A 23,545-nucleotide genomic window follows, 5' to 3' on the forward strand; every position below is an offset into this window, starting at 1 on the left:
ATTCCTCGGCGGCCGGCGCGCCGTACCGTTCCGGCATGACTCGTCGGCTGTTCGTCCTGGAACGTTACGACCGCTCCGGCGACGCCCCGGCGCCCGAGGCGGTGCCGATCGCGCCGACGGCGGACACCCGCCTGGTCGCGGCGGTCCACCTGCCGGCCGACCAGGTCGTGCTCGCGTTCGTCGAGGGGCCGGACGCGGACGCGGTGGCGGCCACCGCCGCGGCGGCCGACTGGCGGGTGGACCGGTTGACCCCGGCGACCTGGATCCACCCGCCGCAGGACCGGCGGTGACCAGGGCGGTCGGTCACGGGCCGGCCAGCTGGTCGCGGCGACGGGTGAGGTAGGCCCGCTCGGCGGTGTTGCCGGCCAGGTCGATGGCCCGCCCGTACGCCGCCCGCGACTCCCCGCTGCGGCCCAGCCGGCGCAGCAGCTCGGCCCGGGTGGCGTGGTAGGCGTGGTAGCCGTCCAGCGGCAGCGCGTCCACCTCCGCCAGCCCGAGCTGCGGGCCGTCGAGTTCGGCGACCGCGATGGCCCGGTTGAGCCGCACGATCGGCGTGGGGTCGAGCCGCAGCAGCTGGTCGTAGAGCGCGACGATCTGCGACCAGTCGGTGTCCCGGGCGTCCGGGGCGTCGGTGTGGACGGCGTTGATCGCGGCGAGGATCTGGTACCGCCCGGGCGGCTGACCGGTGGCCAGCCGCGCGCGGACCAGGGCGTGGCCCTCGGCGATCAGCTCGCGGTCCCAGGCGCCGCGGTCCTGGTCCCGCAGGGCGACGAGCTCACCGCCCGGCGAGACCCGCGCGGCCCGGCGGGCCTCCGTCAGCAGCATCAGCGCCAGCAGCCCGGCGGCCTCGCCGTCGGCCGGCAGCAGGGCGACCACCAGCCGGGTCAGCCGGATCGCCTCGGCGGTCAGGTCGTGGCGTACCGGCTCCCTGCCGGGGTCGGAGGCCAGGTAGCCCTCGTTGAAGATCAGGTAGAGCACGGCGAGCACCCCGGAGACCCGGGCCGGGAGGTCGTCCCGGAACGGCACTCCGTACGGGATCCGGGCGGCCTTGATCTTCGTCTTCGCGCGGGTGATCCGCCGGCCCATGGCGGTCTCGTGGACCAGGAACGCGCGGGCGATCTCGGGCACGGTGAGCCCACCGACCATCCGCAGGGTCAGCGCGATCCGCGCCGGCATGGCGAGCGCCGGGTGGCAGCAGGTGAAGATGAGCCGGAGCCGGTCGTCGTCGATGGCGCCGAGCGGCTCGGGGGTGTCGGCCAGCATGCGTGCCTCCCGGTGCCATTCCTCGCGCCTGACCTCACGGCGAAGGCGGTCGATGGCCCGGCGGTGGGCGGTGGTGGTCAGCCACGCGCCGGGATTCGGCGGGAGCCCGTCGACCGGCCAGCGTTCGACCGCGACGGCGAACGCCTCGGCGGCCATCTCCTCGGCGATGTCGAGGTCACCGAGTCGCCGGGCCAGGGTCGCGACCACCCGGGCCCACTCCGCGCGGTGGACCCGGCTGATCGCCTCGCCGATGTCGGTCATCAACCCAGGAACGGCCGCAGCTCGACCCGGCGGTTGCAGTGCTTCGAGCCGAGCGCGGCGAGCCGGAGCGCCGCGTCGAGGTGCGGGGCCTCGATGATCCAGAAGCCGGCCACGTGCTCCTTCGACTCCAGGTAGGGCCCGTCGGTGAACACCGGGTCGCCGTCCCGGCCGTCGACGACGGTGGCCGTGCCGGGCGCGGCCAGGCCACCGGCGAAGACCCAGTGCCCGCCGGACCGGAGCCGGTCGTTGAAGACGTCGATCGCGGCCTGCTCGTCCTCGGTGGCGAGGCCGGCGGTGTCGGCGAGAACGGACATCAGGTACTGCGCCATCGGGATCATCTCCTGTCGTCGGACGGCCGGCCCTCGGCCGGCCGGGCACCCCTGCTACGAACGCCACCGCCGCGATCGGACCCGCCCGGCCGGGCTTCTCCGCCGATTCTCGTACGCCGGCGATTCTCGTACGCCGGGCCAGGCGGACCGGGGGGTGCCCCGGGGCCGACCGGTGGTCAGACCGTGATGACCACCTTCGCCCGCGCGTGCTCGTTCTCCAGATACCGGAGCGCCGCCGGCACCTCGGGCAGCGGGTAGCACCGGTCGATGACCGGGGTGAGCCGGCCGGACTCGGCGTAGCCACGCAGCGTGTCGAGGTACGCCCGCCCGGGCGCCGTCGCCGGCGCGACGATGCGCTGGCGGACGAAGGGGGCGAGCAACCGGCCGCGGGTGATGAGGGCGACCGGGCCGAGGAGACTGCCGCCGCGGTACACGCCGCCGCCGCAGAGCACGAGCGTCCCGGTCGGCGTGAGCGCCCGGCGCAGCGCGGTCAGCGAGTGGTTGCCGACCAGGTCGAAGACCAGGTCGTACCGGCGGTCCCGGCGGGTGAAGTCGTCGCGGCGGTAGTCCACCACGCGGTCGGCGCCCAGCGAGCGGACGAGATCGACGTTGCGGGTGCTGCACACCCCGGTGACCGTCGCGCCGAGCGCCTTGGCGAGTTGGACCGCCAGGGTGCCGACGCCGCCGGAGGCGCCGTTGATGAGCACCCGCTGGCCGGGGGCCACTCGACCGGCGTCGCGCAGGCCCAGCAGCGCGGTGCTGCCGGCCAGCGGGAGGGCGGCCGCCTGCTGCGGGGTCAGGTTGGCCGGCTTCGGCGCGACCATCGTCTCGGCCACGCAGACGTACTCGGCGAAGGCGCCGTTGGCGTCGCCGAGATCGCCGAAGACGGCGTCGCCCGGGCGCAGGTGCCGGACCCGGGTGCCGACGGCGTGGACCCGGCCGGCGAAGTCTCGGCCTCGGATCCGCGCCCGCGGCCTCGACCGGCCCAGCGCCAACCGGGCGAGCAGCGGATCGCCGCGCATCACGTGCCAGTCGTACGCGTTGAGCGCGGCCGCCTCCACCCGCACGAGCACCTCGTCGGCGGCGGGCACGGGCGGGTCGACGTCCGCCAGCGCGAGCGTCTCCGGCGGACCGTACCGGTCCTGAACGATGGCCTTCATCCCTGCCTCCCTCGAAGTGTACGGCGTACACCCTCCCTCGCCACGGTAGGTGTACGCCGTACACCTGTCAAGGGCGTTATGGTTCAACGGCCCGCCAGAGAAGACGAGGACCGAGATGGCCGAGCAGACCGGCACGCTGCGCCGCACCCCGCTGAGCAGGGACCGCATCTTCCGCGCCGCCGTCGCGCTGGCCGACGAGGCCGGCATCGAATCGCTCAGCATGCGCAACCTCGCCCAGGCGCTCGGCGTCGTGCCGATGGCCCTCTACAAGCACGTGGCCAACAAGGACGAACTGATCGCCGGCATGATCGACGAGGTGGTCGGCGAGATCGACCCGCCCGTGCCCGGCCTCGACTGGAAGCCCGCACTCCGCCGGCGCATCCTCTCGGCCCGGCAGGTGCTGCTCCGCCACCCCTGGGCCGCGCTCGCGGTCGAGTCGCGGACCACCGCGACGCCGGCCATCCTGGCCTACCTCGACTCGGTGATCGGCGCGCTGCGGTCCGGCGGGCTGTCGGTCGACCTCACCCACCACGTCATGCACGCCCTGGGCAGCCGCGCCCTGGGCTTCAGCCAGGAACTCTTCGACGACTCCCGACGCGCCGGCCGGTCCGGTCCGGTCGAGTCGGAGCCGCCCACCGCCCCGCCGCCGGAGTTCGCGGCCCGGTTCCCGCACGTCGCCGAGATCGCCACGGCGGCCGCGCACGACGACACGTCCGTCGTCGGCGCCGGCTGCGACGACCAGTTCGAGTTCGAGTTCGCGCTGGACCTGCTGCTGGACGGGATCGAACGCCGGCACCAGCAGGGCTGGACCTCGCACCACCGGCCCCGGTGACCCGCGCCGCGCCGCCTCCGAGGAAACGGCGCGGCGAACCGGGTCGCGGGTTCAGCGCGCGGCGCGGCGGACCGGGTCGCGGGTTCAGCGCGGCGGGAGCAACCCACGCCCGGCCATGAAGGCCCGCAACGTCTCGTCGTCCGCGGCGGACATCAGGCGGCGTGGGATCACCGTCGCCGGCATCCGGCCGACGTAGACGATCCAGAAGTCCGGGGTCTCGGTCACCCGGGCGACGCCGTCCCAGGCGATGCCACCGGTCTCCGAACCGCTGCGCATCATGATGTTGTCGTCGCTGATGTCGTAGCCGCCCTCGACGGCGTAGCGGTCGGAGCGGCGCCGGGCCCGCCAGCGGACCCACGGCGAGTACAGCATCGACAGCAGGCCACCCACGATCATCGCCAGCCAGAGCGACGAGATCCGGCTGCCCGAGGTGGACGCCGACGAGACGGCGAGGCCGACCGCCCCGACCACCGCCAGCACCGCGCCGATGTAGCCGAACCTGCGCAGCCGGACCCGGCTGAGCGCGGCGGCCACCTGGCCCGGGTAGGCCGGATCTGCCGGGACGTCGAAACGGATGTGCACGCCGAAACGATAGTGCCCCCGGGTGGCGCGGCCGTCGGTGGCCGGCACGAGCCGCTCGCGCGGCGGTCAGCCGCGGCGTAGCACCAGGGTCACGAAGCCCAGCACGTCGCGGTACCCGCGCAGCCACTGATCGCGGTGCTCCCGGGCGATCGCGAGCGCCTCGGCGGCGTCCGGATGGCCGGGATTGTCCAGTGCCCACCCGGTGAGCGACCCGATCCACGACCATTCGTAGTCGTCCCACTCGGCGGCGTCGCTGACGTGGGCGTACACCGGCGTCCAGCCGGCCCGCTCGGCGACGTCGACCAGGCCGGCGAGGTCGGTGAACTCGTCGGGCTTCGCGTCGAGCGCGGCGAGCGCCTCCCGGGTCGGCGGGACCTGCCAGAACCCCTCCCCGACCAGGAGGATGCCGTCGGCGTTCACGTGCCGGCCGGCCAGCTCCAGCGTCCCGCCGAACCCGCCGAAGGCGTGCGTCGCCCCGACACAGAGCACCAGGTCGTAGTCGCCGTCCGGCACGTACGTCCGGGCGTCGCGCTCGTGCAGGGTGAGCCGGTCGGCGAGGCCGCGCTCGGCGGCGGCCCCGGCGGCCCGTTCGAGGGCGTACGGATTGACGTCCACGCCGTCGGCGTGCCCGTCGGGATAGTGGGCGAGGGCCTGCAGCGCCCACGACCCGGCTCCGCAGCCGAGGTCCAGGATGCGCGCCGCCGGTTGCCGGTCCGCTCGCCGCAGGAGCCGGTTGACGTTGACGCCGAAGATCGGCGCCGCGATCGGGTGCCGGGCGTGCGCGATGCTGCTGAGCCGTTGGCGATCCACCGCCGAAGTCAACACCAGTACCCGCTCCCCCGCACCCGGGTTGTCGCGCCCGGCCGGCCGGCGGCGGCCGCCGGTTGCCGCCCGCACCGCGGCGCGGCGGATGGGGAAGACTGGCGGGCATGGCTGACCTGAGCGACGCGAAGACCGCCCTGCACCACTACCTCCAGGGGATCCGCGAGGACCTGATCTGGAAGCTCGACGGGCTGAGCGAGCGCGAAGCCAGGATGCCCCGCACCGCGACCGGCACCAACCTGCTGGGCATCCTGAAGCACTGCCTCAATGTCGAGGTCGGCTACTTCGGACCCACCTTCGGGCGCGACTTCCCGACGCCCGAGGAACTGGTCCCGATGTCGGCGTACGACGACGACCCGCAGGCCGACTGGTACGCAGGTGCCGACGAGACGAAGGACGGGCTGATCGACCTGTACCGCCGGGTCGCGACGTTCGCGGATCACACCATCGAACAGCTACCGCTCGACGCGCCGGGGCAGGTGCCGTGGTGGCGACCGGGTAGGCAGGACGTCACGCTGCACCGGATCATCATGCACGTGACCTGCGATCTCGCCCGGCACGCCGGTCACGCCGACATCCTGCGCGAGCAGCACGACGCCGCCGTCGGCCTGCAGCGGGACAACACCAACATCCCGTCGGACTACGACTGGCCGGGGTACGTCAGCAGGCTCACGAAGCTGGCGGACAGCTTCGGATAGCCGCTCGTCCGGTCGGCGGACCGCCTCCGCCGACCGGGCTACGCCGGGGCGTGCAGCGCTCTCGTCGCGGTGGCCCGCACCGTCGGATTCGCGTCGCCGGCCAGGCGGGCCAGGAGCGGACGCGCGGGCGGCCAGCGCGGCAGTGCGACGGCGAGGACCTCCGCGAGGGTCGCGCGTACCCACCAGTCCGGATCGTCGATCCTGGCGGCCAGCGCGTCGAGCGGCCCGCCCAGCAGGCCGAGGCCCCGGATCGCCCCGGCGCGTACCGACGGGCCGTCGTCGGCGAGCAGCCCGCGCAGGGTGGCAGCGGCGACCGGGACGCGATCGGAGCCCGCGGCCCGGCGGCCGAGCGCCTCGCCCACCGACGAGCGGACGTACGGGACGGGGTCGGCGGCCAGCGGCACCAGGTGGTCCACCACCGCCGGCGGGGCGGACCAGGCCAGCAGGAGCACGGCGTGGCGCCGGGCCTCGGCGTCCGGGTCCCGCAGGGCCGCGACGACCAACTCGTACGCCAGCGGGTCGTGATCCACCCGGGGCAGCGCGTGCAGGGCCGCCCGCCGCACCGCCGGCTCGGGATCGGCCAGCGCCGCACGCAGCGTCTCCAGGTCGGGCGACTCGAACACGCCGCGCAACGCCCAGAGCGCGGCCCTGCGCAGCTCCGGGTCCTCCCCCGCCAGCAGCGGGAGGATGACCGCCCGGCACCCGGCCCGGTCGACCCGCATCGCGACGCCCAACGCCATGCCCAGCCGCTCCCCGTCGTCCTCGTCCTCGCCGCGCAGCGCGTCCGCGTAGGTCCGCAGGAGCAGCGGGAACCCGGCCGCCCCCGACAGCCCGGCCAGGACGTGGGCCATCAGGTCCCGGCCGTACCAGTTGCGCTCGCGGGCGTAGCGGTGCAGCGCGGCCCGCACGGGCGCCACCGCCGAGCGGTCACCGCTGCCGGCCACCTCCCGCACGAGCGGCCACGGGTCATCGTCCACCGTGCCGTCGGCGTGCCGGAACAGCTCGGCCAGCGCCGCCTGGGCCGCCTCCCCGACCGTGCGGCCGGGGCGGGCCGCGCCCTGGTCGGCAGTGCTCACGCCTCCTCCGGCAGCGGTTCGCCCGTCTCCAGCAGGGTCTTCAGGCTGGCCACCAGGTTCGGCCAACCGTGCTGGACCATCTCGGCCAGGCTCGATCCGGGCGGGAAGCCGTCGTGCAGGACGGTGAGCTTCACGACCTGGCTGCCGGCCTCCTCGATGGTGAAGGTGACCTTCGAGCGGGCCTCGCCGGAGAGCCGGGCGAGCAGTTCGTCGTCCCAGCCGAAGCGCTCGGCCAACTCGGGCGTCACGGCGTGCCAGGCGTAGGAGAGCCGGCGGTAGGGCTCGGACTCCAGCACGACCTGCTCCGGGTCGCTGATCAGCACGCCGTGGTTGTTCCACGTCATCGGCGCGCCGACGGACCAGTCGGTGGTGAACTCCGTGGCCCAGTACCGGCGGGTGAAGGCGGGCTCGGTCAGCGCCTGCCAGAGCTTCTGCGGCGTGGTCCGGATGTAGGTGGTGTAGACGAAGGTCGGCGCGTCCATCGGGGACTCCTCGAGGGCGATTTTCAGGTCCGCCAGGGCTTGGACCCTGGCCCGGTCGTAGCGGCTGATCCACCGGTGGGCGATCTCCTGCACGGGCGCGGCGTTGAGGTAGTGCAGCTTCTCCCGGCCACGCCGCACGGTCGCGACGAGCCCCGCCTCCTCCAGTACCGCGAGGTGCTTGCTGACGGACTGCCGGGCCAGGTCGAGCCCGGCGCAGAGCTCGCGCAGCGTCTGCCCGTTGCGGGCGTTGAGCGAGTCGAGCAGCGCACGCCGGGTCGGATCGGCCAGTGCCTTGAACACCTCGTCCATGTCCGCCCTCGTACCCGGGGTCACCGCCACTGTTCAACATGCAGCCTTCCGGCTACCTTTGAACTTAGGCAGCCGGAAGGCTGCATGTCAAGGCGCCTCCCGGGCCGGGAGTCGGGCCGGCGAATACGGTGGCGGGGTCAGGGCGTCCAGCGCACGCCCGGATTCACCCGACCGAACCAGTCGAAGACGGCCATGTTGTCCCACTGGTTCCCGGTGCCGTTGATGTTGGCCGGGTCCCAGCCGTTGCCGCTGACGGCGTACCAGGTCGGCTCCCAGTAGAAGACCCCGATGGCCCCCGCGTTGCGGGCGGTGTTCTGCACCCAGTCGAACTCCTGAGCCTGGCCGGACCAGGTCGCGCTGATGCCGTCACAGGTCGCGTCGCCGATGGCGTTCGGCTCGCTGTCGGCGTTGTTCCGGGTGAAGGGGTACGCGGTCTCCACGAGCACCACCGGCTTGCCGTAGCGACCGCGCAGGTCGACGATGTTGTTGTAGAGGTTCGACAGGGTGCCGTGCCACATGCAGTAGTAGGACAGCGCCGTCATGTCCCACTGCACGCCCTGGGCGCGGATGCCGTCGTAGAACCACCGCGCGTTGGCGTTGCTGTCGGCATCGGCGGTGTGGATCATCACGGGGATGCCGCTGCCACACGCCTTGGTCGCGTTGTAGCCCTGCTTCAGCAGGCTGGCCAGCGGGGCGAAGTCGTTGTTGACGACCTTGCCCTCGTTCCACAGCATCCCGACGTTGATCTCGTTGCCGATCTGCACGCTGTCCGGCGGGGTGCCCTGCCCACGGAGGCTGGCGCAGACGTCATAGGTGAAGCTGTAGACGTCGGTGCGCAGCTGGCTCAGGCTGTGGCCGGCCCAGGCGGCCGGCTTGTACTGCTTGCCGGGGTCGGCCCAGGTGTCGGAGTAGTGGAAGTCGATGAGCACCTTGAGGCCCTTCGCCCGGGCCGCGCTCGCCTGGACCAGCACCTTGCTCTTGTTGTTGTAGCCGCTGATCGGGTTGTTCCAGACGCGCAGCCGGACGTAGTTGACGCCGACGGACTTCAGGATGTCCAGTGGATCGCGGGCGACACCGTTGGCGTCGTAGTACCGCGCGCCCAGATCCAGGCTCCGCTGCAACGAGGAGACGTCGGCGCCCCGCATGCTCAGGGTGTTCGCGGCGGAGGCGGGCGCGGACGTACCGCCGATCGTGGTGGAGACGGCGAGGACGACGGCCGCGACGGCCCCGATCAGCGCCCGGGGGCCACGGGTGGCCGAGTGGGTGTTCACAAGGACTCCTTCCCGGCCGGGCTCAGGCCACGGCGCAGGGCGCGCCGTTCAGCGAGAACGCGGTCGGCGGCGCGTCGCTGGCGCCCCACCGCCCCTGGACGCCGAAGGTCGCCGAGCCGTTCGGCGCGAGGACCCGGTTCCAGTCGACGTTGCGGGCGGTCACGGCGGCCCCGGTCTGGCCCACAGTGGCGTTCCACGACGAGGTGACCTGCTGGTCTCCCGGATAGCCGAAGGTGACGATCCAGCCGTCGACCGGTGCCGTCCCGGTGTTCTGCACCGTCACCGTGGCCACGAAACCGCCCGGCCACTCGGACTGGTTGCGGTAGGTCACCAGGCAGGTCGAGGGCGGCGGGGGCGACGGGGAGGACGTGGTGGGCAGGCTGACCGTGTTGGACGCGATCGACACGTTGCCCACCGCGTCCCGGGCCCGTACGTAGTACAGGTTGCGCAGCGGCGTCGCCGCGGGCAGCGACGCCGTGTACGTCGTGCCCGGCACGGTGGCGATCAGCCGGGAGGTGAACCAGCCGTCGAACTGGTAGACGTTGTACCCGAGCACCCCGACGTCGTCCGTCGACGGCGACCAGGACAGCGTGGCGGTCGAGGCGGTCACCTCGCCGACGGTCAGGGCCTGCGGGGCGCTCGGCGGCGTGGTGTCCGGGCCGGTGTCCGTCACCGGGGTGACCACGGTCAGCGTGTCCGTGGCGACCGAGCGGTGTCCGAGGCTGTCCCGGGCGCTCACCCGGAACGAGTACTGGCCGCCCGGCCGGAGGTAGGCGGTGATCGTGGTGGTGGTGACGACCCCGACGCTGGCGCTGTAGATGACGTCGTCGAACGCCTGGTAGTACGTGATGTCGTAGCCGGCGATGGCGCAACAGCCGGGCGTGGCGGCCGTCCAGGTCAGGGTGACCGCGTTGGACCGTACCTCGCTGGCGGTCAGGTTCGTGGGCGCGCTCGGCGGGAAGGGCGAGGTGCCCGGCGTGGTCGGCGTGCCCGGCGTCGGCGAGGCGGTCCCGCTCGGCTCCGCTTCGGACACCGCGGCCGGGGCCGGCGCCGGGGCGAGCCCGGGATGGCCGGCGGGCGGCGCCGCGCCGGCGTCGGCCGCGGGCACCGCGACCAGCGCGGTGCCGAGCACCGCCGCCGACAGCACCACGGCGGCCAGCAGACCCGGCCGCAGACGGCGGAACAGCGAGGACGGGAAGACGCCTGTCATACCTCGACGATGCACCAACACATCGATGAACACCAACGCATCTCACGCCTCGGGTGGACGGTCGGCCCGACCGCCACCGGCCTGTCACGTCCATGGAGGGACCATGCCCGCGTACATCCTCACCGGCACTCCCGGGTCGGGTAAGACGGCTGTCCTGCGCCAGTTGGAGATCGACGGCTACGCCGTCGTCGAGGAGGCCGCGACGGACGTCATCGCGCTCCAGCAGGCGCTCGGCCGGCCGGAGCCGTGGCGGGAACCCGGCTTCGTCGACCGGGTGCTGGACCTTCAGCGGAAGAGGCAACGCGCGACCGCGCAGCCCTCCGGGGTGGTGTTCTTCGACCGGTCGCCGGTCTGCACGTTGGCCCTGTGCCGGCACCTGGACCTGCCCGCACCGCGCCACCTGCTCGACGAGATCGAACGCCTGGTGGCCGAACGCTGGTACGAGCGGACGGTGTTCTTCGTCCGGCAGCAGGGCTTCGTCCAGGCCACCGCCGCCCGCCGGATCAGCTTCGCGGAGTCGCTCGCCTTCGAGCGGATCCATGAGCTGACCTACCGCGACATCGGCTTCGACCTCCTCGACGTCGCGGCGGCCCCGGTTCCGGTTCGCGCGGCCGCGATCCGGAACCGGGTCGGGCGGCCGTGACCGGGCCTCACCCGCGCGGCCCCGAACGGCGCAGCCGACGTTTCAGCCGACCTGCGACGGCTGTCCCGGGCGGCGCCCCCACGCCGAGATCAGCGGCGCGAGCGTGAGGTCCAACTCGCCGGCGTCGACGGCAGCCAGGTGCGCGTCGATCTCGGCGTCGTCGGCCAGCCCCGCGGCGAGCAACTCGGCGCGGACCATGCGTACCGTCGCGGCCTCCAGCCGGTCGCAGGCCACCCCGCCGACCGGGAAGCAGCCGGCCGCCGCGACATCGACCAGCCCGGCCGCCCGCAACACCCGCGGCAGCGTACGGCCGAAACGCAGGTCCGCGCCGCGGCGGGTCAGCAACTCCCGGACGGCGCGCCGCAGCCGGTTGGCGCGCCGCTGGGCCGGGCCGACCTCATCGAGGCAGGCCAGCGGCTGCAACTCGGTGTCGGCGTCCTCGACCAGCAGCCAACCGCCGGGCCGCAGCGCCGCCACCATCGTCGCCAACGCCCGGTCCCGGTCGGGCACGTGGACGAGCACGAGCCGGGCGTGCACCAGATCGAACGTGCCCGGCTGCGGCGGCGGGTCCGCGACGACATCGTGCCGGCGCACCTCGTACCCGCGGTGCGGGTCCAACCAGGTCGGATTGATGTCCGTGGCCAGCACGTGACCGGTCGGTCCGACCGCCTGGGCCAGCGCCTCGGGAATGCTGGGGCCGCCGGCGCCGACCTCCCAGCAGCGCCAGCCCGCACGCACGCCGAGCCGGTCGACGTGCCCCCGGGTGGCACCGTCGAACAGCTCGGCCAACCAGGTGAACCGCTCACCCGCCTCCACCCGCGCGTTGTCGAGCAGGTAGCGGTGGTCCGGGGCCGACCCGGGGGCGGGCGGCGACGGAGGGCCGGAGCCCGCGCCAGCGGTGTTCACCGGCCCGCCCGCGGTCGTGTCCGGCTCAGACCCGGGGTCGGAGAAGGAACTCATCCCGCCATCCTCCCGACCCACCGGGGCTGTGTCAGTGCGACACGACACGAAACCCGGCGGAAGCCTCGCGCCGGCAGACCCGCAACGGCTCTGCGGCTCGGCGGCAGCCGACCGACCGTGCTCCTCCCCGTAGCGCCGACCGGCCCGCCACCCGACAGCGCGAGGCCGGTCCTGCCGCCGGCCGGGTCATCCGGTCAGCCGGTCCTCATTGGTCGCTGAGGAGCGCGGCGGTCGGTAGCCGCCGGATCAGGATCGCCGGAACCAGCGCGGCCAACACGGTCAGCAGCAGCGCCGCCGCGGTCACGGCCAGCGCCAGCGCCGCCAGCCGGCCGTCCGCCTGGCCGACCAGCAGGGCTACCGAGCCGAGGCCGGCGGCGATCCCGAGGACGCAGCCGAGCGCCCCGACGCCGAGCGCCTCGTAGACCAGCAGCCGGTTGAGCGCGGAATCCGGCCACCCCACGGCCCGGAGCGTGGCGAACTCGGCCGACCGTTCCCGCACGCTGAGGTAGAGCACGTCGGCCACGCCGAGCACCCCGAACAGCAGCACTCCGCCGGCCGCCACCAGATCCACCCCGCGCACCTGCACGGAAACCGCCTGACCGAGCAGCGAACCGACCATGCCGTCGTTGAACGCCCAGAGCGCGGCAGCGATCAGGGTGACCGCCCCTACGCCGGCTGCCAGGCTCACCGCCCCGGCGAGGGTGCGCGCCGGCGCCCGTACCAGATTGGCCACCGCGAGCCCGGCGAAGGTCAGCCGCGCGGCGGACCGTCGGGCCGGCACCGCATCCGCCTGGAGCGCCTCCGCCGACCGGGTACGGGCGGCCCGCAGCGCGGGCAGGGCGCCGGCCACCGCGGTCAGCAGCACCGCGAGCGGCACGCACAGCAGGGCCACCGTGCCGGAGACCCGGACGTCGGCCAGCCGGCCGACCGGCCCCGACAGGCCCGCGCCGAGCAGTCCCGCGGCCAGTCCGGTCGTGGTGCTCTCGGCGAGGATCAGCAGACTCAGCCGCCAGCCGGGCCAGCCGACGCAGGCAAGAATGGCCAGTTCACGCCGGCGGGCGCGGACCGCGGTGGACACCGCGTTGCCGACCAGCAGCGCGCAGACCACCAGCAGCAGCCCGAGCAACACGATGTTCTTGCGGTCCACGGCGTGGACGACCTCGGCCGCCACACCCTTGCGGGTGCGGGCCTCCAGCAGGGTCAGATCGGGGCGGCCGAGCGGGCCGCCGGGCAGCAGCACCGGGCTGCGTACCGTCGAGCCGCCCAGCACGATCTCGACGGTCAGGCCGGTCTGCCGGACGATCTCGTCGGCCACCATCCGGACCCGTTCCCGGGCCACGTCGTCAAACCGGTCGATCCCGGCGACCCGGACCCGCACCGAGCTCAGCGGGGCGGCGGCCAGCGCCGGCCCGACGCTCGCGTACAGCTGACGCGCCGCGGTCAGGCTCGTCACCAGGCTGGGCGGGTGGTGTGGGTAGCCGAGCGGGTCGTCGTCGGGCAGCAGGGGGCGGTCGGCGAGCAGGCCGCGGAAGCGCGCGTCGGCGCCCACCGGCGGGGCCGGGCGGTAGAGGTCGAGGGCCTGTTGCGCGGCCCCGGCGGCGGAGCCGAGCCCGTCCGCCGCGAAGCTGCCCACCGGGGTGACCGTCCACTGCTCCGGCAGCCCGTTCAGGGTCACCGGGTCTCCCGTCCCGATGCTCCCCGCACTGAGCCAGGAGTCCCGCCACACGTCCTCGATCCCCTGGTCGGTCGAGCCGGGTTCGCCGTACCGGGGCAGCACCCGGGCAGCCCCGCCGGGCTGCGGCTGGTAGGCCGGCGGTCCGGGCCGGAGCAGGGCCTGGATGCTGGACAGCGGGCTGGACCCGGCCAGGGCGGCGTCGAGCCGGGTGCGGTACAGCCGCGCCAGGTCGTACTGGACCACGCGCGGTGACGTCTTCGCCGAGTCGCGCAGCAGCGGCCACAGCATCTCGGTGGTGGAACCGGGCACCCGCTCGGCGGTCCGGCCGGCCAGCCGGGACACGGCGACGTCGATCTGTTCGTCCAGGGGAAGGTCGGCGGCGGCGAGCACCGGCAGCGTCCGGCCGGGCGGGCCGGTCGGGGGAAACGGGGAGAACGGGGTGTACGGGGCCGCCGGCGCGACGGCGTCGGTGCCGGTCAGATAGCGGCCCTCGCGCACCGCCCGGTCCAGGCCGACCAGGCGCGCCTCGGCCACCGGATCGATCCCGGCGACGAGCGCCGGTAGCACCGCCGGCAGCGGGATCTCCAACCGGGCGGTCGCGCGTACAGCGGACGCCGGGCGGCCGTTCGTCCACACCGAGGCCAGCCGGAAGGTGCCGTCCGCGAGCAGCTGATACGCCTGCACCGCGCTCACCTGCGTCCGCCGGGCACCCGGTACGAAGCTACCCACCGCGGTCTCGCACACCTGCCGCCGCCGGCCGTCGGGCTGCACCTCCAGCGTGCCGCCGCCACCCGTGCCCGGGCACTCGGCGGCGGAGGTGGACTGGTCGACCCGGGTGCCGTCGGTGTAGACGTACCGCCGCTCGGCACCGCTGGCGCCCGACAGCGGCACCAGCGGGCGGCGGGACACGTACACGTAGATCGGTGCGCCCGCCAGCGTGCTCAGCCCGCGGTCCCCGCGGACCTGGGGAGCGACCTCGATGACCTGCCGCTCGGCCGACCGGTCGACCTGGTCGGTCACGTCCACCGCCACGTCCGGGCGGATGTCGGCGAGCCCGAGGACCGCCAGCGGGGCGGCCACCTCGACCCCGGGGATCCGCTCGATCCGCCGCCACTGGTCCAGGTCGATGCCGCCGTAGGCCGCGGTGGGACGGTCCTGGTGCAGCAGGCCGGTGGCCGACGCCGAGGGATGGACCAGGATGTCGTACGACGGCCGGAACTGCCCGTCGACGGAGCCACGGGCAACCAGCCGGGAGGTGCTGGCGGCACCGGTGAGCACGGTGAATCCGGTGGTGGCGACCAGTACGGCGGCGAGCACCGCCAGGCTGCGGCCGGGCGTGTTCCGCAGCTGTGACCAGACCATCCGCAACATGGGTGGGAACTTCCCGCTCGGGCAGTACGCGCCGTCCCGGTCGGATGTGGGCCGGGCTGATCCTCCGGTCCGCCGCCGCTTCGAGTATTCGTACCATTTCCGGCCCGTCTGGTCGACCGGTGCCCTCAGGGACCTCACCAGGCAAAGTGTCATCGGCGACGCGGATGACGTCTGCGATGCTGTGGGCGTGGAGTACGTGTCCAGAGTGCCGCGACCGCCGCTGGACGGGCTGATCGACGACCTTTACTACCTCGAGGGCCCGTCGCCGTACGCCCGGCTGACGCTGCCGCCGATGCCCGCGGCGTTGCTCATCCTCAACCTCGGCGCGCCGTTCCGCATCCGCGCCGGCACCGACATCCAGACGGCCGAGTACGCCGACGGCTGCGTGGTCACCACGCCCACCCGCGCGTTCGAGTTCGGCTACCCAGCCCGGACCCGGTCCGTCGGCGTGCACTTCAAGCCGTGGGGGGTGGCACCGTTCCTGCCGATGCCCGCGGCCGAGCTGCGTGACCGGCCGGTGACGGTGGAGCAGGTCTGGGGCCGACCCGCCACCGCTGAGCTGCGAGACCGGCTGGCCACGGCGAACGGACCGGACGAGATGCTGACGCTGCTCGAGGAGGAGCTGATCCGACGGCTGGGCGAGACCGTCGGCCTGGGGCTGATCCGCCACACGAGCAGCGTCATCGCGGCGAGCAGTGGGGCGGTGGCGATCGGCGACCTGAGCGCGGCGGCCGGTGTCAGCAGCACCCATCTGGCCCAGCGGTTCAAGCAGCTGATCGGCGTCACGCCGAAGCGGCTGGCCCGCACCTACCGCTTCGCCGCAACCGTGTTCGCGATCGACCCCGCCGGGCCGACCGACTGGGCTGCCCTCGCCGGTGCCGCCGGCTACTTCGACCAGGCCCACTTCGGCCACGAGTTCCGGGCGTTCACCGGGCTCACGCCGACCCGGTACGTCGAGGTCCGGCGGCGGTTCCTGCGCGAACACCCCGGCCACGCGCTGGACGGCTGGCCGCTGCCGGCCGATTGATTTTGTACAAGAGCGGACCGGCCACGACACGCTAGTTTGGGCGAACCCGAACCAGAGGAGAGCCCCGTGGGCAAGGTGGTCATGTACAGCTCGGTGTCGGTGGACGGCTTCGTCGCGGACCAGAATGACCAGCCCGGGCCGCTGTTCGAGTGGTTGTCCAACGGTGACGTCCCGTTGGACGGCAGCGGCGTGGTGAAGGTGTCGCAGGCGTCCTACGACCACACCCGGCCGTACTGGGACCAGATCGGGGTGACCGTCGTCGGCCGGCACGTCTTCGATCTCACGGACGGCTGGGACGGGAAGCCGCCGGGCGGGATCGACCACGTGGTCGTGGTGACGCACCGGCCGGCGCCCGAGGGCTGGGACGCCGAGGCGCCGTTTCACTTCGTCGAGGGCGTCGAGGCGGCGGTGGCCAAGGCGCAGGAGCTCGCGGGTGACCGTCTGGTCGAGGTCGCCGCGGGCGACGTCGGTGGCCAGGTGCTGGCCGCGGGCCTGGTCGACGAGGTACGCATGGACGTCGTACCCGTCGTGTTCGGCTCCGGCAAGCGCTACTTCGGATCCGTTGACGCGCAGCACCTGTTGACGGATCCGGACGTGGTGATTCAAGGCAACCGGGTGCTTCACCTGCGCTATCAGGTGCGCCGTTGACGGTCTGGGCGGGTGGGCGAGGAGGTCCACCGCGAACGCCGACAAGCGTGCCAGCGCGCACGTGATGTTCACCAGGTGGACAGGGCCCGCTGCTCCCGCCGCGGATTGACCCGTTGGCCGCTGGCCAGCACCAAGGCGATCGCCCCGAGTGCCGCCCCCACCGCCACGGTGCTCGCCACGCCGAACCCGGTCACCGCCAGACCACCGGCGAGGGCGCCTACCGTGATGCCGACGTTGACCGCGGCCGAGAGGGTCGCGGCCGCCACGTCGGAGCGACCGGGCGCCACCTGGAGCACCAGACCGCCCAGCGCCGCGGTGAACGCGGCGAACGCCATGCCGGACAGGGCGATCATGCCGACGGCCGCCACCGGTTGCCGACCGAACACGTACAGGACGAGCAGTGCCACGGTCTGCAGCGCCACGGTCGTTGTCAGGGCAAGCCACGGGTTGCGGTCGACGAACGCCGCTATCGCGAGCATGGCGAGCACGCTCGCCATGCCGCGCGCCAGCAGGATGGCGCCGACGGACGTGGTGGCGAAGCCGGTGACCTCGGTGACGAACAGCGCGACATAGGTGTAGGCGGCGATGGCGCCGGCCGTCGTCAGGATGGCGATCACCACGAGCAGCCAGAACCGTCGGGCGTCGGGTGTCGCGCCGTGAGTGGCGTGCCCCTCGCCGGGCCGCGTCGACGGCAGCAGGGTGGCCACCACGGCCAGGACCACCGCCCCGAGTCCGGCCACCGCCACGAACGACGCCCGCCAGCCGGCCATCTCACCCAGCCAGGTGCCGGCGGGTACGCCGACGAGCAGCGCGAGGTTGCCGCCGGCGAACACCACCGCGACCACCCGCCCGCGCAGGCCGGGCCGAAACAGCTCGGCTGCGGCCGGCACCACCACCGCCCAGAACAGGGCGTGGGTCAGCCCGGTGGCCACCCGGGCCGCCACCGCCTGCGCGAACGTGGTGGCGAACACCGTGGCCGCGTTGCTGACGACGAAGCCCGCCAGCAGCCCGGACAGCAACGTCCGGCGCGGGATGCGCCGAGCCAGCACGGTCAGCGGGACCGAGGCGATCATCACGACCGCGCCGTAGGCGGTAACCAGCATGCCGACCTGGGACGGGGAGACGTCCAGGTCAGCGGCCATCGGGAGCAGCAGGCCGACGGGCAGGCCCTCCGCGGTGCCGTACAGGAACGTCCCACCGGCCAGGCCGAGCAGAGCACCGATCGCGCGTGTCATGCGCCAACCCCGTTTCCATCTAAACGAGCTTTCATGGAAACAAGGCGCCGGCGATTGCGCAACTGGTAAAGTTGGTTTTGATGGAAACAGTGACTCGCATGCGTCTGGTCGGCGGCAACCTCGCCCTCGACTTCGTCAACACGCGGGTTGGCCCGCCCGGCGCCGCTCCGGACGACGACGTGCTCACGGGTTATCCCGAGCTGATCGCCTGGGGCGGGTACGCCGCCGATCTCACCGACGCCGAGGCGACAGCCCTCCGCCGACGCGCCCGCGACGACGTAGCCGGCGCGGACGCCACCTTCCTGCGCGCGCTGCGTACCCGCGACTACCTGGACGAAATTTTCCAGGCGTTGGCCGCCCGCCGGAGCCCGGAGTCGACCGCCCTGGACCGGCTGCGGGACGACGAAGCGGACGCGCTCGCCCACGCCCGGCTCGACCAGGACGGCGGATTCGCCTGGACCTGGCGGGACGACCATTCGCTCGCCCGGCCGCTACGGCCAGTGGTGCACGCGGCGGTCGGGCTGCTGACCACGGCCACGATGGAACGCCTCAAGCGGTGCGAGGCGTGCAGCTTCGTCTTCTACGACGAGAGCAAGAACCGGAGCCGCCGCTGGTGCAGCATGGAGGACTGCGGAACCGCCGAGAAGATGCGGCGCTACATCGCCGCACGGCGCAGCCGGCTCACTCGGGAGCGGCCCGGCAACCCAACGCTCCGTCGGCCCTCGGACGCACCGACCGGTGCCACCGCTTCTGCGGCGGACGCCACGTAGCCCACCAGCGCGGTACGCCCAGATCCGGGTGCTCGCTCCGACCTCCACCCATGGGGCGGGACGGACCAGATGGGCAATGACATTTGTCGATTCCTTGACACTCCAGATGGGATCGCCAACACTTGTCTGCAACGCGCAGGCAGCAACCCAGAAACATGTGTCTGCCTCGGCGTGACGCGCCGGAGCCGCTCGGACGGCACGTCAACCACACCAGGACCGCGAAGCCCCGGGTTGCGCGTTGCTCGTGATGTTAGCGCTAACAGTGATGGCCGTCGCGGAAAGACCTGCGGCCGTGGCACCACCGCGCGGGCAGCAGCGGCTTCGGCGATCAGTCCGATGTCCGAACCCAGAAGGGCTAGATCACGTGATGGACCACCTCATGACACCGACCGCGGCGCCGCGGTGCCACGCAGCGGGACCACCGCGGAGCACCCGGGCGTTACGCCGGCTGCTGATCGTGCTGGTGGCCGCGCTGACGGCGATGGTTGGCGGCGTCGTCGTCATGTCGTCGCCGGCCAGTGCCGCCACCAACCAGTTCCGCGGCATGAACTGGGCCGTGCTGGGTGACAACTTCAGCACCGGTCCCCTCGTCGTGCAGGGCCTGAGCTCCTCCGACAGCAACGCGACGGTGCGGGCCAAGGCCAACGCCCTCTACGACGACATGGCTGCCACCATGGGGATCAACACCGTCCGGCTGCCCATCAACACCCACACGGTAGGGACGGCCTGGTGGGAGGCCTACCGAGGCGCCATCGACGCCGCCACCGCCCGAGGGTTCAAGGTCATCCTGGCCTACTGGGAGGACGGCGCCGCCTCCGGTGGCAGGATCACGAACCTCGCCGCCTGGAACACCATGTGGTCCACGGTGACCAACACGTACGGCTCGAACCCCAACGTCTACTTCGAGCCGATGAACGAGCCGCACGGCTACAGCTCGACGGAGTGGCGCAACGTCGCGGCCAACTGGCTCAGCTACCACTACTCGGCGGTGCCCAGCCGGGTGCTCATCGGCGGCACCGGGTTCAGCCAGGACCTGCGGGACATCTGCAACGACACCCGCTTCAACTCGACGCTGCTCTCGTTCCACTACTACGCCTTCTTCTACAGCGCGATGACCTACGACGCCTTCCGGAGCCACATCCAGACCCGCCTCGGCAACTGCGCCGGCCGGGCCGTCGCCACCGAGTTCGGCGCGCCCATGAACGACGGCCGCAACTACGCCGACGCCAACAGCACCGACAACTTCGTGCGTTACATCCGCGCCATGGCCCAGGTCATGCGCGACAACCGGATGGGCGGCACCTACTGGCCCGCCCTCGGCGGCAAGCCCGGCACCATCGGCTACGACTGGTACTCGATGTACGCGCTCAGCGGTGGCGGGACCGACCTCAATCTGACCATCCGCAACCCCTCCGGCGCCGACCAGGTCCGCTATGCCTGGGGCGACACCATCGGCGGCGGCCCCACGACGCCGCCGCCGTCGACGGACACGTTCTACCGGGTCATCGTGCGCCACAGCGGAAAGGCCATGGACGTCCAGGCGCCGAACACCGAGAACGGCGCGCGCGTCGGCCAGTACACCTACAACGGCAATGCGTGGCAGCAGTGGCAGTTCCAGGACGCCGGCAGCGGCTACTGGCGCCTCATCAGCCGCAACAGCGGAAAGTGCCTCGACGTGGTGAGCGCGTCCACCGCCGACGGTGCCGAACTCATCCAGTACACCTGTGGCACTGGCACCAACCAGCAGTTCCAGATGGTCGCCAGCGGCAGCTACTTCCAGCTCCGGGCACGGCACAGCGGCAAGTGCGTGGACGTACCGGCCTCCTCGACCGCGGACGGCGTGGTCCTCAAGCAGTACACGTGCAACACCGGCGCCAACCAGCAGTGGTCACGGACGGCCGTCTGACGGGCCCCTCCCCCCGCTGCCGGCACAACGGGCCGGGTCGAGCGGGCCCACCGGCCACCGTCACGCGCCCGCCGGCCACCGGTCACGCGCCCACCGCCCGCCGCGGATGCGCGGCGGGCGGCGGTGCGCGAGGTCAGGCGATGACCACGTCGCTGAAGTGGCGGGTCGATGAGCCAGCGGCGGCCGTCTGGCGGTAGGACAGCGTTCCGCAGGGTGCAACAGGCCAGGACCCCGCGGTGGGTCGACAGGATTGCGAACCCAGTCGGGTCGGTGTCAGGGATGCCCCTGATCCCGTACCCCACTTTCGGCACGTCGGACGTCGTCCGCGCTGTCGACGCGGCGCTCACGGCGCACGCATAGGTTGAGGTCGCGTAGGTCGGGCCGGGCCGATCGGGACGCACATCGACGGCAACTCGATCGGACAGCGGTGATCGACTGATGTTTCGGGCTACCCTGAAGAGCTTGTTGAGCCGCAAGCTGCGGCTGGCCATGTCTGCAATGGCGGTCGTCCTCGGGGTCACCTTCGTTTCCGGAACGTTGGTTCTCACCGACACGCTGGGCCGCTCCTTCGACTCGATGTTCTCCTCGATCTACTCGGACACCGATGTGGGCGTGACCGGCGGGGCGAAGGTGGAGATCTCCGAGGTCGACGGCGGTGGAGCGCCGACGAGTGTGCCGGCGTCGCTCATCGACACCGTCGCGGCAGTGCCCGGCGTGGCCCAGGTGACCGGCGTCGTCTCGGTCGACGGCGTCCGGGTCGTCGGCGGCGACGGCAAGGTCATCCCGTCGGTCGGGGCCCCTCGGCTCGGCGAGAGCTGGACCGGGGAGAGCGCGCTGATCCGGTTGCGGGAGGGCCGCGGGCCCAGCGCGCCGGACGAGGTCGCCATCAACGCCTCACTGGCCGCGGTCGGCGACTTCGCGGTGGGCGACTCGATCGACGTGTTGACGCGTGAGCCACGCCGCTCCTTCCGGCTGGTGGGCATCTTCGGGTACAGCGGCGACCGGGACTCCCTCGGTGGCACCATGTCCGTCGCCTTCACCCAGCCGGTCGCGCAACGCCTGATGCTCGGCAGCTCCGACGTGTTCAGCAGCCTGAACGTCCGGGCCGCCGACGGGGTCGAGCCGGCCGAACTGCGCGACCGGGTGCGGCAGGCAGTCGGCGGCGGCTACGACGTCAAGACCGGTGCGGAGCTCGCCGACGAAGCTGCCGCTGGCTTCCGCGACGGGCTGGCGTTCTTCAGCCAGATCCTGCTCGGCTTCGCCGCGGTCGCGCTGTTCGTCGGCATCTTCCTGATCCTCAACACCTTCTCGATCATCGCCGCCCAACGCACCCGGGAGATGGCGCTGCTGCGCTCGATCGGCGCGAGCCGTCGGCAGGTGTTGTTGTCGGTGTTGGGGGAGGCGACGGTTATCGGCCTGATCGCCGCGGTGCTCGGCCTGGCCACCGGGGTCGGTGCCGGCGCCGGGCTCGCGTACCTGGTCAGCCGGTACAGCGGCGGCCTGACTCTGGCCGGGCTGAGCGTGCCGCCGGCGGCGGTCGCTGCGGCATTCGGAGTCGGCGTCGTGGTGACCGTGGTCGCCGCGGTCGTGCCGGCACTGCGCGCCTCCCGCGTACCGCCGATCGCCGCAATGCGCGACGCCGCCGGGCCGGACCGTCCGCTGACCCGGCTGGCGACGGTCGGCGCCCTGATCACCGGTGTCGGAGCGGTGCTGCTGGTCCTGGGCCTCACCGCCGTGGTGCCCGGCGCGATGGTCGCCGTGCTCCTCGGGGTGCTCGCCTCGTTCATCGGCGTCGCGCTGCTCACGCCCGTGCTCAGCCGTCCCGCGGTGGCGCTGCTCGGCCGGGCGTTCGCCGGCAGCCTGCCCGGCAAGCTCGGCCGGCTCAACGCCGGGCGGAACCCGCGCCGCACCGCGATCACGTCGGCTGCGCTCATGGTGGGTATCGCCTTGATCACCGCGGTCAGCGTGGTTCTCGGCTCGGCGTCGGAGAGCATCCGTGGTCTGGCATCCGGGTCACTGCGCGCCGACCTCGTGGTGCGTGGCGAGCAGACCGGGCTGCAGCAGCCGGGGGTACGTCCCGAGGCCTTCGACCAGGTGGCGACCCTGCCCGGGGTGAGCGCGGCGGCCGCGGTCTACCGCGATCAGGCGCTCGTCAACGGCGATCAACGGTTTGTGACCGTCATCAACGACCTGGCGGCGCTGACCGAGGTCTTCGGCCTGCGCCCGGTGCAGGGCGATCCGCGGCGGCTCGGGCCGGGCGACATCGTCGTCGACCAGGACCACGCCGACGACCTGGGGCTGTCGCTGGGTAGCCGGGTGGCCATCCAGTTCGCCAAGGGGCAGCAGCGGACCTACACGGTCACCGCCGTCTACCCGGAATCCGACCTCCCTGGCGGGATGGCCCTGCCGACGGACGCCGCGCAGTACCTCAGCGCCCCAACGATCTCCCTCGGGTACGTGCAGCTCGCCGACGGGGTGCCGGTCGATCAGGTCAAGCCGCGGATCGAGGCGCTGCTCGCCGACGATCCGGAAGTCTCGGTGGTGGACCTGTCCAGCTTCGCCGACCAGCAGACCGAGTCGCTCGACCAGGTCCGGCTGATGATCCAGCTGCTGCTCGGTCTCGCCATCGTCATCGCCATCCTGGGTGTGGTGAACACGCTCGCCCTGTCGGCCATCGAGCGGGTGAGGGAGATCGGACTGCTCCGCGCGGTCGGCCTGGACCGGACGCAGACGATCATGATGATCGTGGTGGAGGCGGTGATCATCTCGCTCTTCGGCGCACTGCTCGGCGTGGTCGTCGGAGGCGGACTCGGCGTCGCCGCCGTGCAGGGCCTCGAGGAACAGGGCATCCACGAACTCGTCGTACCGTGGGGGCAGATGGCGATCTACTTCGCCGGAGCCGGCGTGGTCGGTGTGTTCGCGGCGATCCTCCCCGCGTTGCGTGCCGCCCGGACCGACGTCCTGGGCGCCATCGCCACGCCCTAGCCGCCCGGACCGTTCACCCTGTGCGGTCCG

The 23,545-nt window shown here is 72.8% G+C and carries 21 protein-coding genes; 9 read left to right on the forward strand and 12 right to left on the reverse strand.

Annotated elements, in window-relative coordinates; genetic code table 11:
• Nucleotides 1-35 precede the first annotated feature (35 nt).
• A complete protein-coding gene (locus ACIBPB_RS24305; protein WP_396841773.1) occupies nucleotides 36-290 on the forward strand; it encodes a hypothetical protein in 255 nt (84 codons plus the stop codon).
• A gap of 13 nt (nucleotides 291-303) precedes the next feature.
• Here the strand turns inward: ACIBPB_RS24305 and ACIBPB_RS24310 are convergent, their stop codons facing one another.
• The 3 genes from ACIBPB_RS24310 to ACIBPB_RS24320 form a co-directional block, all read right to left on the reverse strand.
• Entirely contained in the window at nucleotides 304-1,524 is a 1,221-nt protein-coding gene (locus tag ACIBPB_RS24310; protein WP_396841774.1) for an RNA polymerase sigma factor, read from the reverse strand.
• Nucleotides 1,524-1,853: a YciI family protein gene (locus ACIBPB_RS24315; RefSeq protein WP_396841775.1), complete on the reverse strand. Its 330-nt coding sequence runs from the start codon at nucleotides 1,851-1,853 to the stop codon at nucleotides 1,524-1,526. The genes ACIBPB_RS24310 and ACIBPB_RS24315 overlap by 1 nt, the downstream gene beginning before the upstream one ends.
• Before the next feature lie 176 nt (nucleotides 1,854-2,029).
• On the reverse strand, nucleotides 2,030-3,013 hold the full coding sequence (locus ACIBPB_RS24320; protein WP_396841776.1) for an NAD(P)-dependent alcohol dehydrogenase: 984 nt from the start codon (nucleotides 3,011-3,013) through the stop codon (nucleotides 2,030-2,032).
• 115 nt (nucleotides 3,014-3,128) lie between these two features.
• Here ACIBPB_RS24320 and ACIBPB_RS24325 point away from each other — a divergent pair, with 115 nt between their 5' ends.
• Entirely contained in the window at nucleotides 3,129-3,845 is a 717-nt protein-coding gene (locus ACIBPB_RS24325; protein ID WP_396841777.1) for a TetR/AcrR family transcriptional regulator, read from the forward strand.
• Nucleotides 3,846-3,929: 84 nt separating this feature from the next.
• On the opposite strand, the gene ACIBPB_RS24330 is transcribed toward ACIBPB_RS24325, so the two are convergent.
• Together ACIBPB_RS24330 and ACIBPB_RS24335 are read right to left on the reverse strand one after the other, a co-directional pair.
• A complete protein-coding gene (locus ACIBPB_RS24330; protein ID WP_396841778.1) occupies nucleotides 3,930-4,427 on the reverse strand; it encodes a YcxB family protein in 498 nt (165 codons plus the stop codon).
• A gap of 66 nt (nucleotides 4,428-4,493) precedes the next feature.
• The gene (locus ACIBPB_RS24335) at nucleotides 4,494-5,237 is read right to left on the reverse strand and encodes an SAM-dependent methyltransferase (protein ID WP_396841779.1); all 744 of its coding nucleotides are present in this window, start codon (nucleotides 5,235-5,237) and stop codon (nucleotides 4,494-4,496) included.
• Nucleotides 5,238-5,356: 119 nt separating this feature from the next.
• On the opposite strand from ACIBPB_RS24335, the gene ACIBPB_RS24340 reads away from it, so the two are divergent.
• Nucleotides 5,357-5,947, forward strand: a complete 591-nt coding sequence (locus ACIBPB_RS24340) for a DinB family protein (RefSeq protein WP_396841780.1) — start codon at nucleotides 5,357-5,359, stop codon at nucleotides 5,945-5,947.
• 38 nt (nucleotides 5,948-5,985) lie between these two features.
• Here ACIBPB_RS24340 and ACIBPB_RS24345 read toward each other — a convergent pair whose 3' ends face one another.
• The 4 genes from ACIBPB_RS24345 to ACIBPB_RS24360 all read right to left on the reverse strand — a co-directional run bounded on the left by ACIBPB_RS24345 (nucleotide 5,986) and on the right by ACIBPB_RS24360 (nucleotide 10,295).
• The gene (locus ACIBPB_RS24345; RefSeq protein WP_396841781.1) at nucleotides 5,986-7,023 is read right to left on the reverse strand and encodes a HEAT repeat domain-containing protein; all 1,038 of its coding nucleotides are present in this window, start codon (nucleotides 7,021-7,023) and stop codon (nucleotides 5,986-5,988) included.
• On the reverse strand, nucleotides 7,020-7,814 hold the full coding sequence (locus ACIBPB_RS24350) for an ArsR/SmtB family transcription factor (RefSeq protein ID WP_396841782.1): 795 nt from the start codon (nucleotides 7,812-7,814) through the stop codon (nucleotides 7,020-7,022). The genes ACIBPB_RS24345 and ACIBPB_RS24350 overlap by 4 nt, the downstream gene beginning before the upstream one ends.
• Nucleotides 7,815-7,951: 137 nt before the next feature.
• A complete protein-coding gene (locus ACIBPB_RS24355; protein WP_396841783.1) occupies nucleotides 7,952-9,085 on the reverse strand; it encodes an arabinogalactan endo-beta-1,4-galactanase in 1,134 nt (377 codons plus the stop codon).
• A gap of 22 nt (nucleotides 9,086-9,107) precedes the next feature.
• Nucleotides 9,108-10,295 (reverse strand): cellulose binding domain-containing protein, encoded by a 1,188-nt coding sequence (locus tag ACIBPB_RS24360; protein ID WP_396841784.1) that lies wholly within the window; start codon nucleotides 10,293-10,295, stop codon nucleotides 9,108-9,110.
• Nucleotides 10,296-10,398: 103 nt separating this feature from the next.
• Here ACIBPB_RS24360 and ACIBPB_RS24365 point away from each other — a divergent pair, with 103 nt between their 5' ends.
• On the forward strand, nucleotides 10,399-10,938 hold the full coding sequence (locus ACIBPB_RS24365) for an AAA family ATPase (protein WP_396841785.1): 540 nt from the start codon (nucleotides 10,399-10,401) through the stop codon (nucleotides 10,936-10,938).
• 42 nt (nucleotides 10,939-10,980) lie between these two features.
• Here ACIBPB_RS24365 and ACIBPB_RS24370 read toward each other — a convergent pair whose 3' ends face one another.
• Both ACIBPB_RS24370 and ACIBPB_RS24375 read right to left on the reverse strand, forming a co-directional pair.
• Nucleotides 10,981-11,898, reverse strand: a complete 918-nt coding sequence (locus tag ACIBPB_RS24370) for a methyltransferase (protein WP_396841786.1) — start codon at nucleotides 11,896-11,898, stop codon at nucleotides 10,981-10,983.
• Nucleotides 11,899-12,103: 205 nt separating this feature from the next.
• Nucleotides 12,104-14,935 carry an FtsX-like permease family protein gene (locus tag ACIBPB_RS24375; RefSeq protein WP_396841787.1) on the reverse strand — a complete coding sequence of 944 codons (2,832 nt, stop codon included), beginning with the start codon at nucleotides 14,933-14,935 and terminating at the stop codon, nucleotides 12,104-12,106.
• 196 nt (nucleotides 14,936-15,131) lie between these two features.
• On the opposite strand from ACIBPB_RS24375, the gene ACIBPB_RS24380 reads away from it, so the two are divergent.
• Entirely contained in the window at nucleotides 15,132-15,971 is an 840-nt protein-coding gene (locus ACIBPB_RS24380) for a helix-turn-helix domain-containing protein (protein WP_396841788.1), read from the forward strand.
• Nucleotides 15,972-16,037: 66 nt separating this feature from the next.
• Entirely contained in the window at nucleotides 16,038-16,619 is a 582-nt protein-coding gene (locus tag ACIBPB_RS24385; protein WP_396841789.1) for a dihydrofolate reductase family protein, read from the forward strand.
• A gap of 68 nt (nucleotides 16,620-16,687) precedes the next feature.
• Here ACIBPB_RS24385 and ACIBPB_RS24390 read toward each other — a convergent pair whose 3' ends face one another.
• A complete protein-coding gene (locus tag ACIBPB_RS24390) occupies nucleotides 16,688-17,854 on the reverse strand; it encodes an MFS transporter (protein WP_396841790.1) in 1,167 nt (388 codons plus the stop codon).
• Nucleotides 17,855-17,952: 98 nt separating this feature from the next.
• Here ACIBPB_RS24390 and ACIBPB_RS24395 point away from each other — a divergent pair, with 98 nt between their 5' ends.
• The 3 genes from ACIBPB_RS24395 (at nucleotide 17,953) to ACIBPB_RS24405 (ending at nucleotide 23,515) form a co-directional block, all read left to right on the forward strand.
• A complete protein-coding gene (locus ACIBPB_RS24395; protein ID WP_396841814.1) occupies nucleotides 17,953-18,624 on the forward strand; it encodes a CGNR zinc finger domain-containing protein in 672 nt (223 codons plus the stop codon).
• 379 nt (nucleotides 18,625-19,003) lie between these two features.
• Entirely contained in the window at nucleotides 19,004-20,530 is a 1,527-nt protein-coding gene (locus tag ACIBPB_RS24400; protein WP_396841791.1) for an RICIN domain-containing protein, read from the forward strand.
• A 438-nt stretch (nucleotides 20,531-20,968) separates the two neighbouring features.
• Nucleotides 20,969-23,515, forward strand: coding sequence for an ABC transporter permease (locus ACIBPB_RS24405; RefSeq protein WP_396841792.1), 2,547 nt, complete (start codon nucleotides 20,969-20,971; stop codon nucleotides 23,513-23,515).
• The last annotated feature ends 30 nt before the right edge of the window (nucleotides 23,516-23,545 follow it).

The sequence above is a fragment of the Micromonospora sp. NPDC049836 genome (assembly GCF_044465125.1).
GTDB lineage: Bacteria > Actinomycetota > Actinomycetes > Mycobacteriales > Micromonosporaceae > Micromonospora.

What these genes read in the sequence shown, in the direction of transcription:
- ACIBPB_RS24305 (WP_396841773.1), top strand. Translation starts at nt 36, where the DNA reads ATGACTCGTCGGCTGTTCGTCCTGGAACGTTACGACCGCTCCGGCGAC.
- ACIBPB_RS24310 (WP_396841774.1), bottom strand. Translation starts at nt 1,524, where the DNA reads ATGACCGACATCGGCGAGGCGATCAGCCGGGTCCACCGCGCGGAGTGG.
- ACIBPB_RS24315 (WP_396841775.1), bottom strand. Translation starts at nt 1,853, where the DNA reads ATGGCGCAGTACCTGATGTCCGTTCTCGCCGACACCGCCGGCCTCGCC.
- ACIBPB_RS24320 (WP_396841776.1), bottom strand. Translation starts at nt 3,013, where the DNA reads ATGAAGGCCATCGTTCAGGACCGGTACGGTCCGCCGGAGACGCTCGCG.
- ACIBPB_RS24325 (WP_396841777.1), top strand. Translation starts at nt 3,129, where the DNA reads ATGGCCGAGCAGACCGGCACGCTGCGCCGCACCCCGCTGAGCAGGGAC.
- ACIBPB_RS24340 (WP_396841780.1), top strand. Translation starts at nt 5,357, where the DNA reads ATGGCTGACCTGAGCGACGCGAAGACCGCCCTGCACCACTACCTCCAG.
- ACIBPB_RS24350 (WP_396841782.1), bottom strand. Translation starts at nt 7,814, where the DNA reads ATGGACGAGGTGTTCAAGGCACTGGCCGATCCGACCCGGCGTGCGCTG.
- ACIBPB_RS24360 (WP_396841784.1), bottom strand. Translation starts at nt 10,295, where the DNA reads ATGACAGGCGTCTTCCCGTCCTCGCTGTTCCGCCGTCTGCGGCCGGGT.
- ACIBPB_RS24365 (WP_396841785.1), top strand. Translation starts at nt 10,399, where the DNA reads ATGCCCGCGTACATCCTCACCGGCACTCCCGGGTCGGGTAAGACGGCT.
- ACIBPB_RS24370 (WP_396841786.1), bottom strand. Translation starts at nt 11,898, where the DNA reads ATGAGTTCCTTCTCCGACCCCGGGTCTGAGCCGGACACGACCGCGGGC.
- ACIBPB_RS24375 (WP_396841787.1), bottom strand. Translation starts at nt 14,935, where the DNA reads ATGGTCTGGTCACAGCTGCGGAACACGCCCGGCCGCAGCCTGGCGGTG.
- ACIBPB_RS24390 (WP_396841790.1), bottom strand. Translation starts at nt 17,854, where the DNA reads ATGACACGCGCGATCGGTGCTCTGCTCGGCCTGGCCGGTGGGACGTTC.
- ACIBPB_RS24395 (WP_396841814.1), top strand. Translation starts at nt 17,953, where the DNA reads ATGCGTCTGGTCGGCGGCAACCTCGCCCTCGACTTCGTCAACACGCGG.
- ACIBPB_RS24400 (WP_396841791.1), top strand. Translation starts at nt 19,004, where the DNA reads ATGACACCGACCGCGGCGCCGCGGTGCCACGCAGCGGGACCACCGCGG.
- ACIBPB_RS24405 (WP_396841792.1), top strand. Translation starts at nt 20,969, where the DNA reads ATGTTTCGGGCTACCCTGAAGAGCTTGTTGAGCCGCAAGCTGCGGCTG.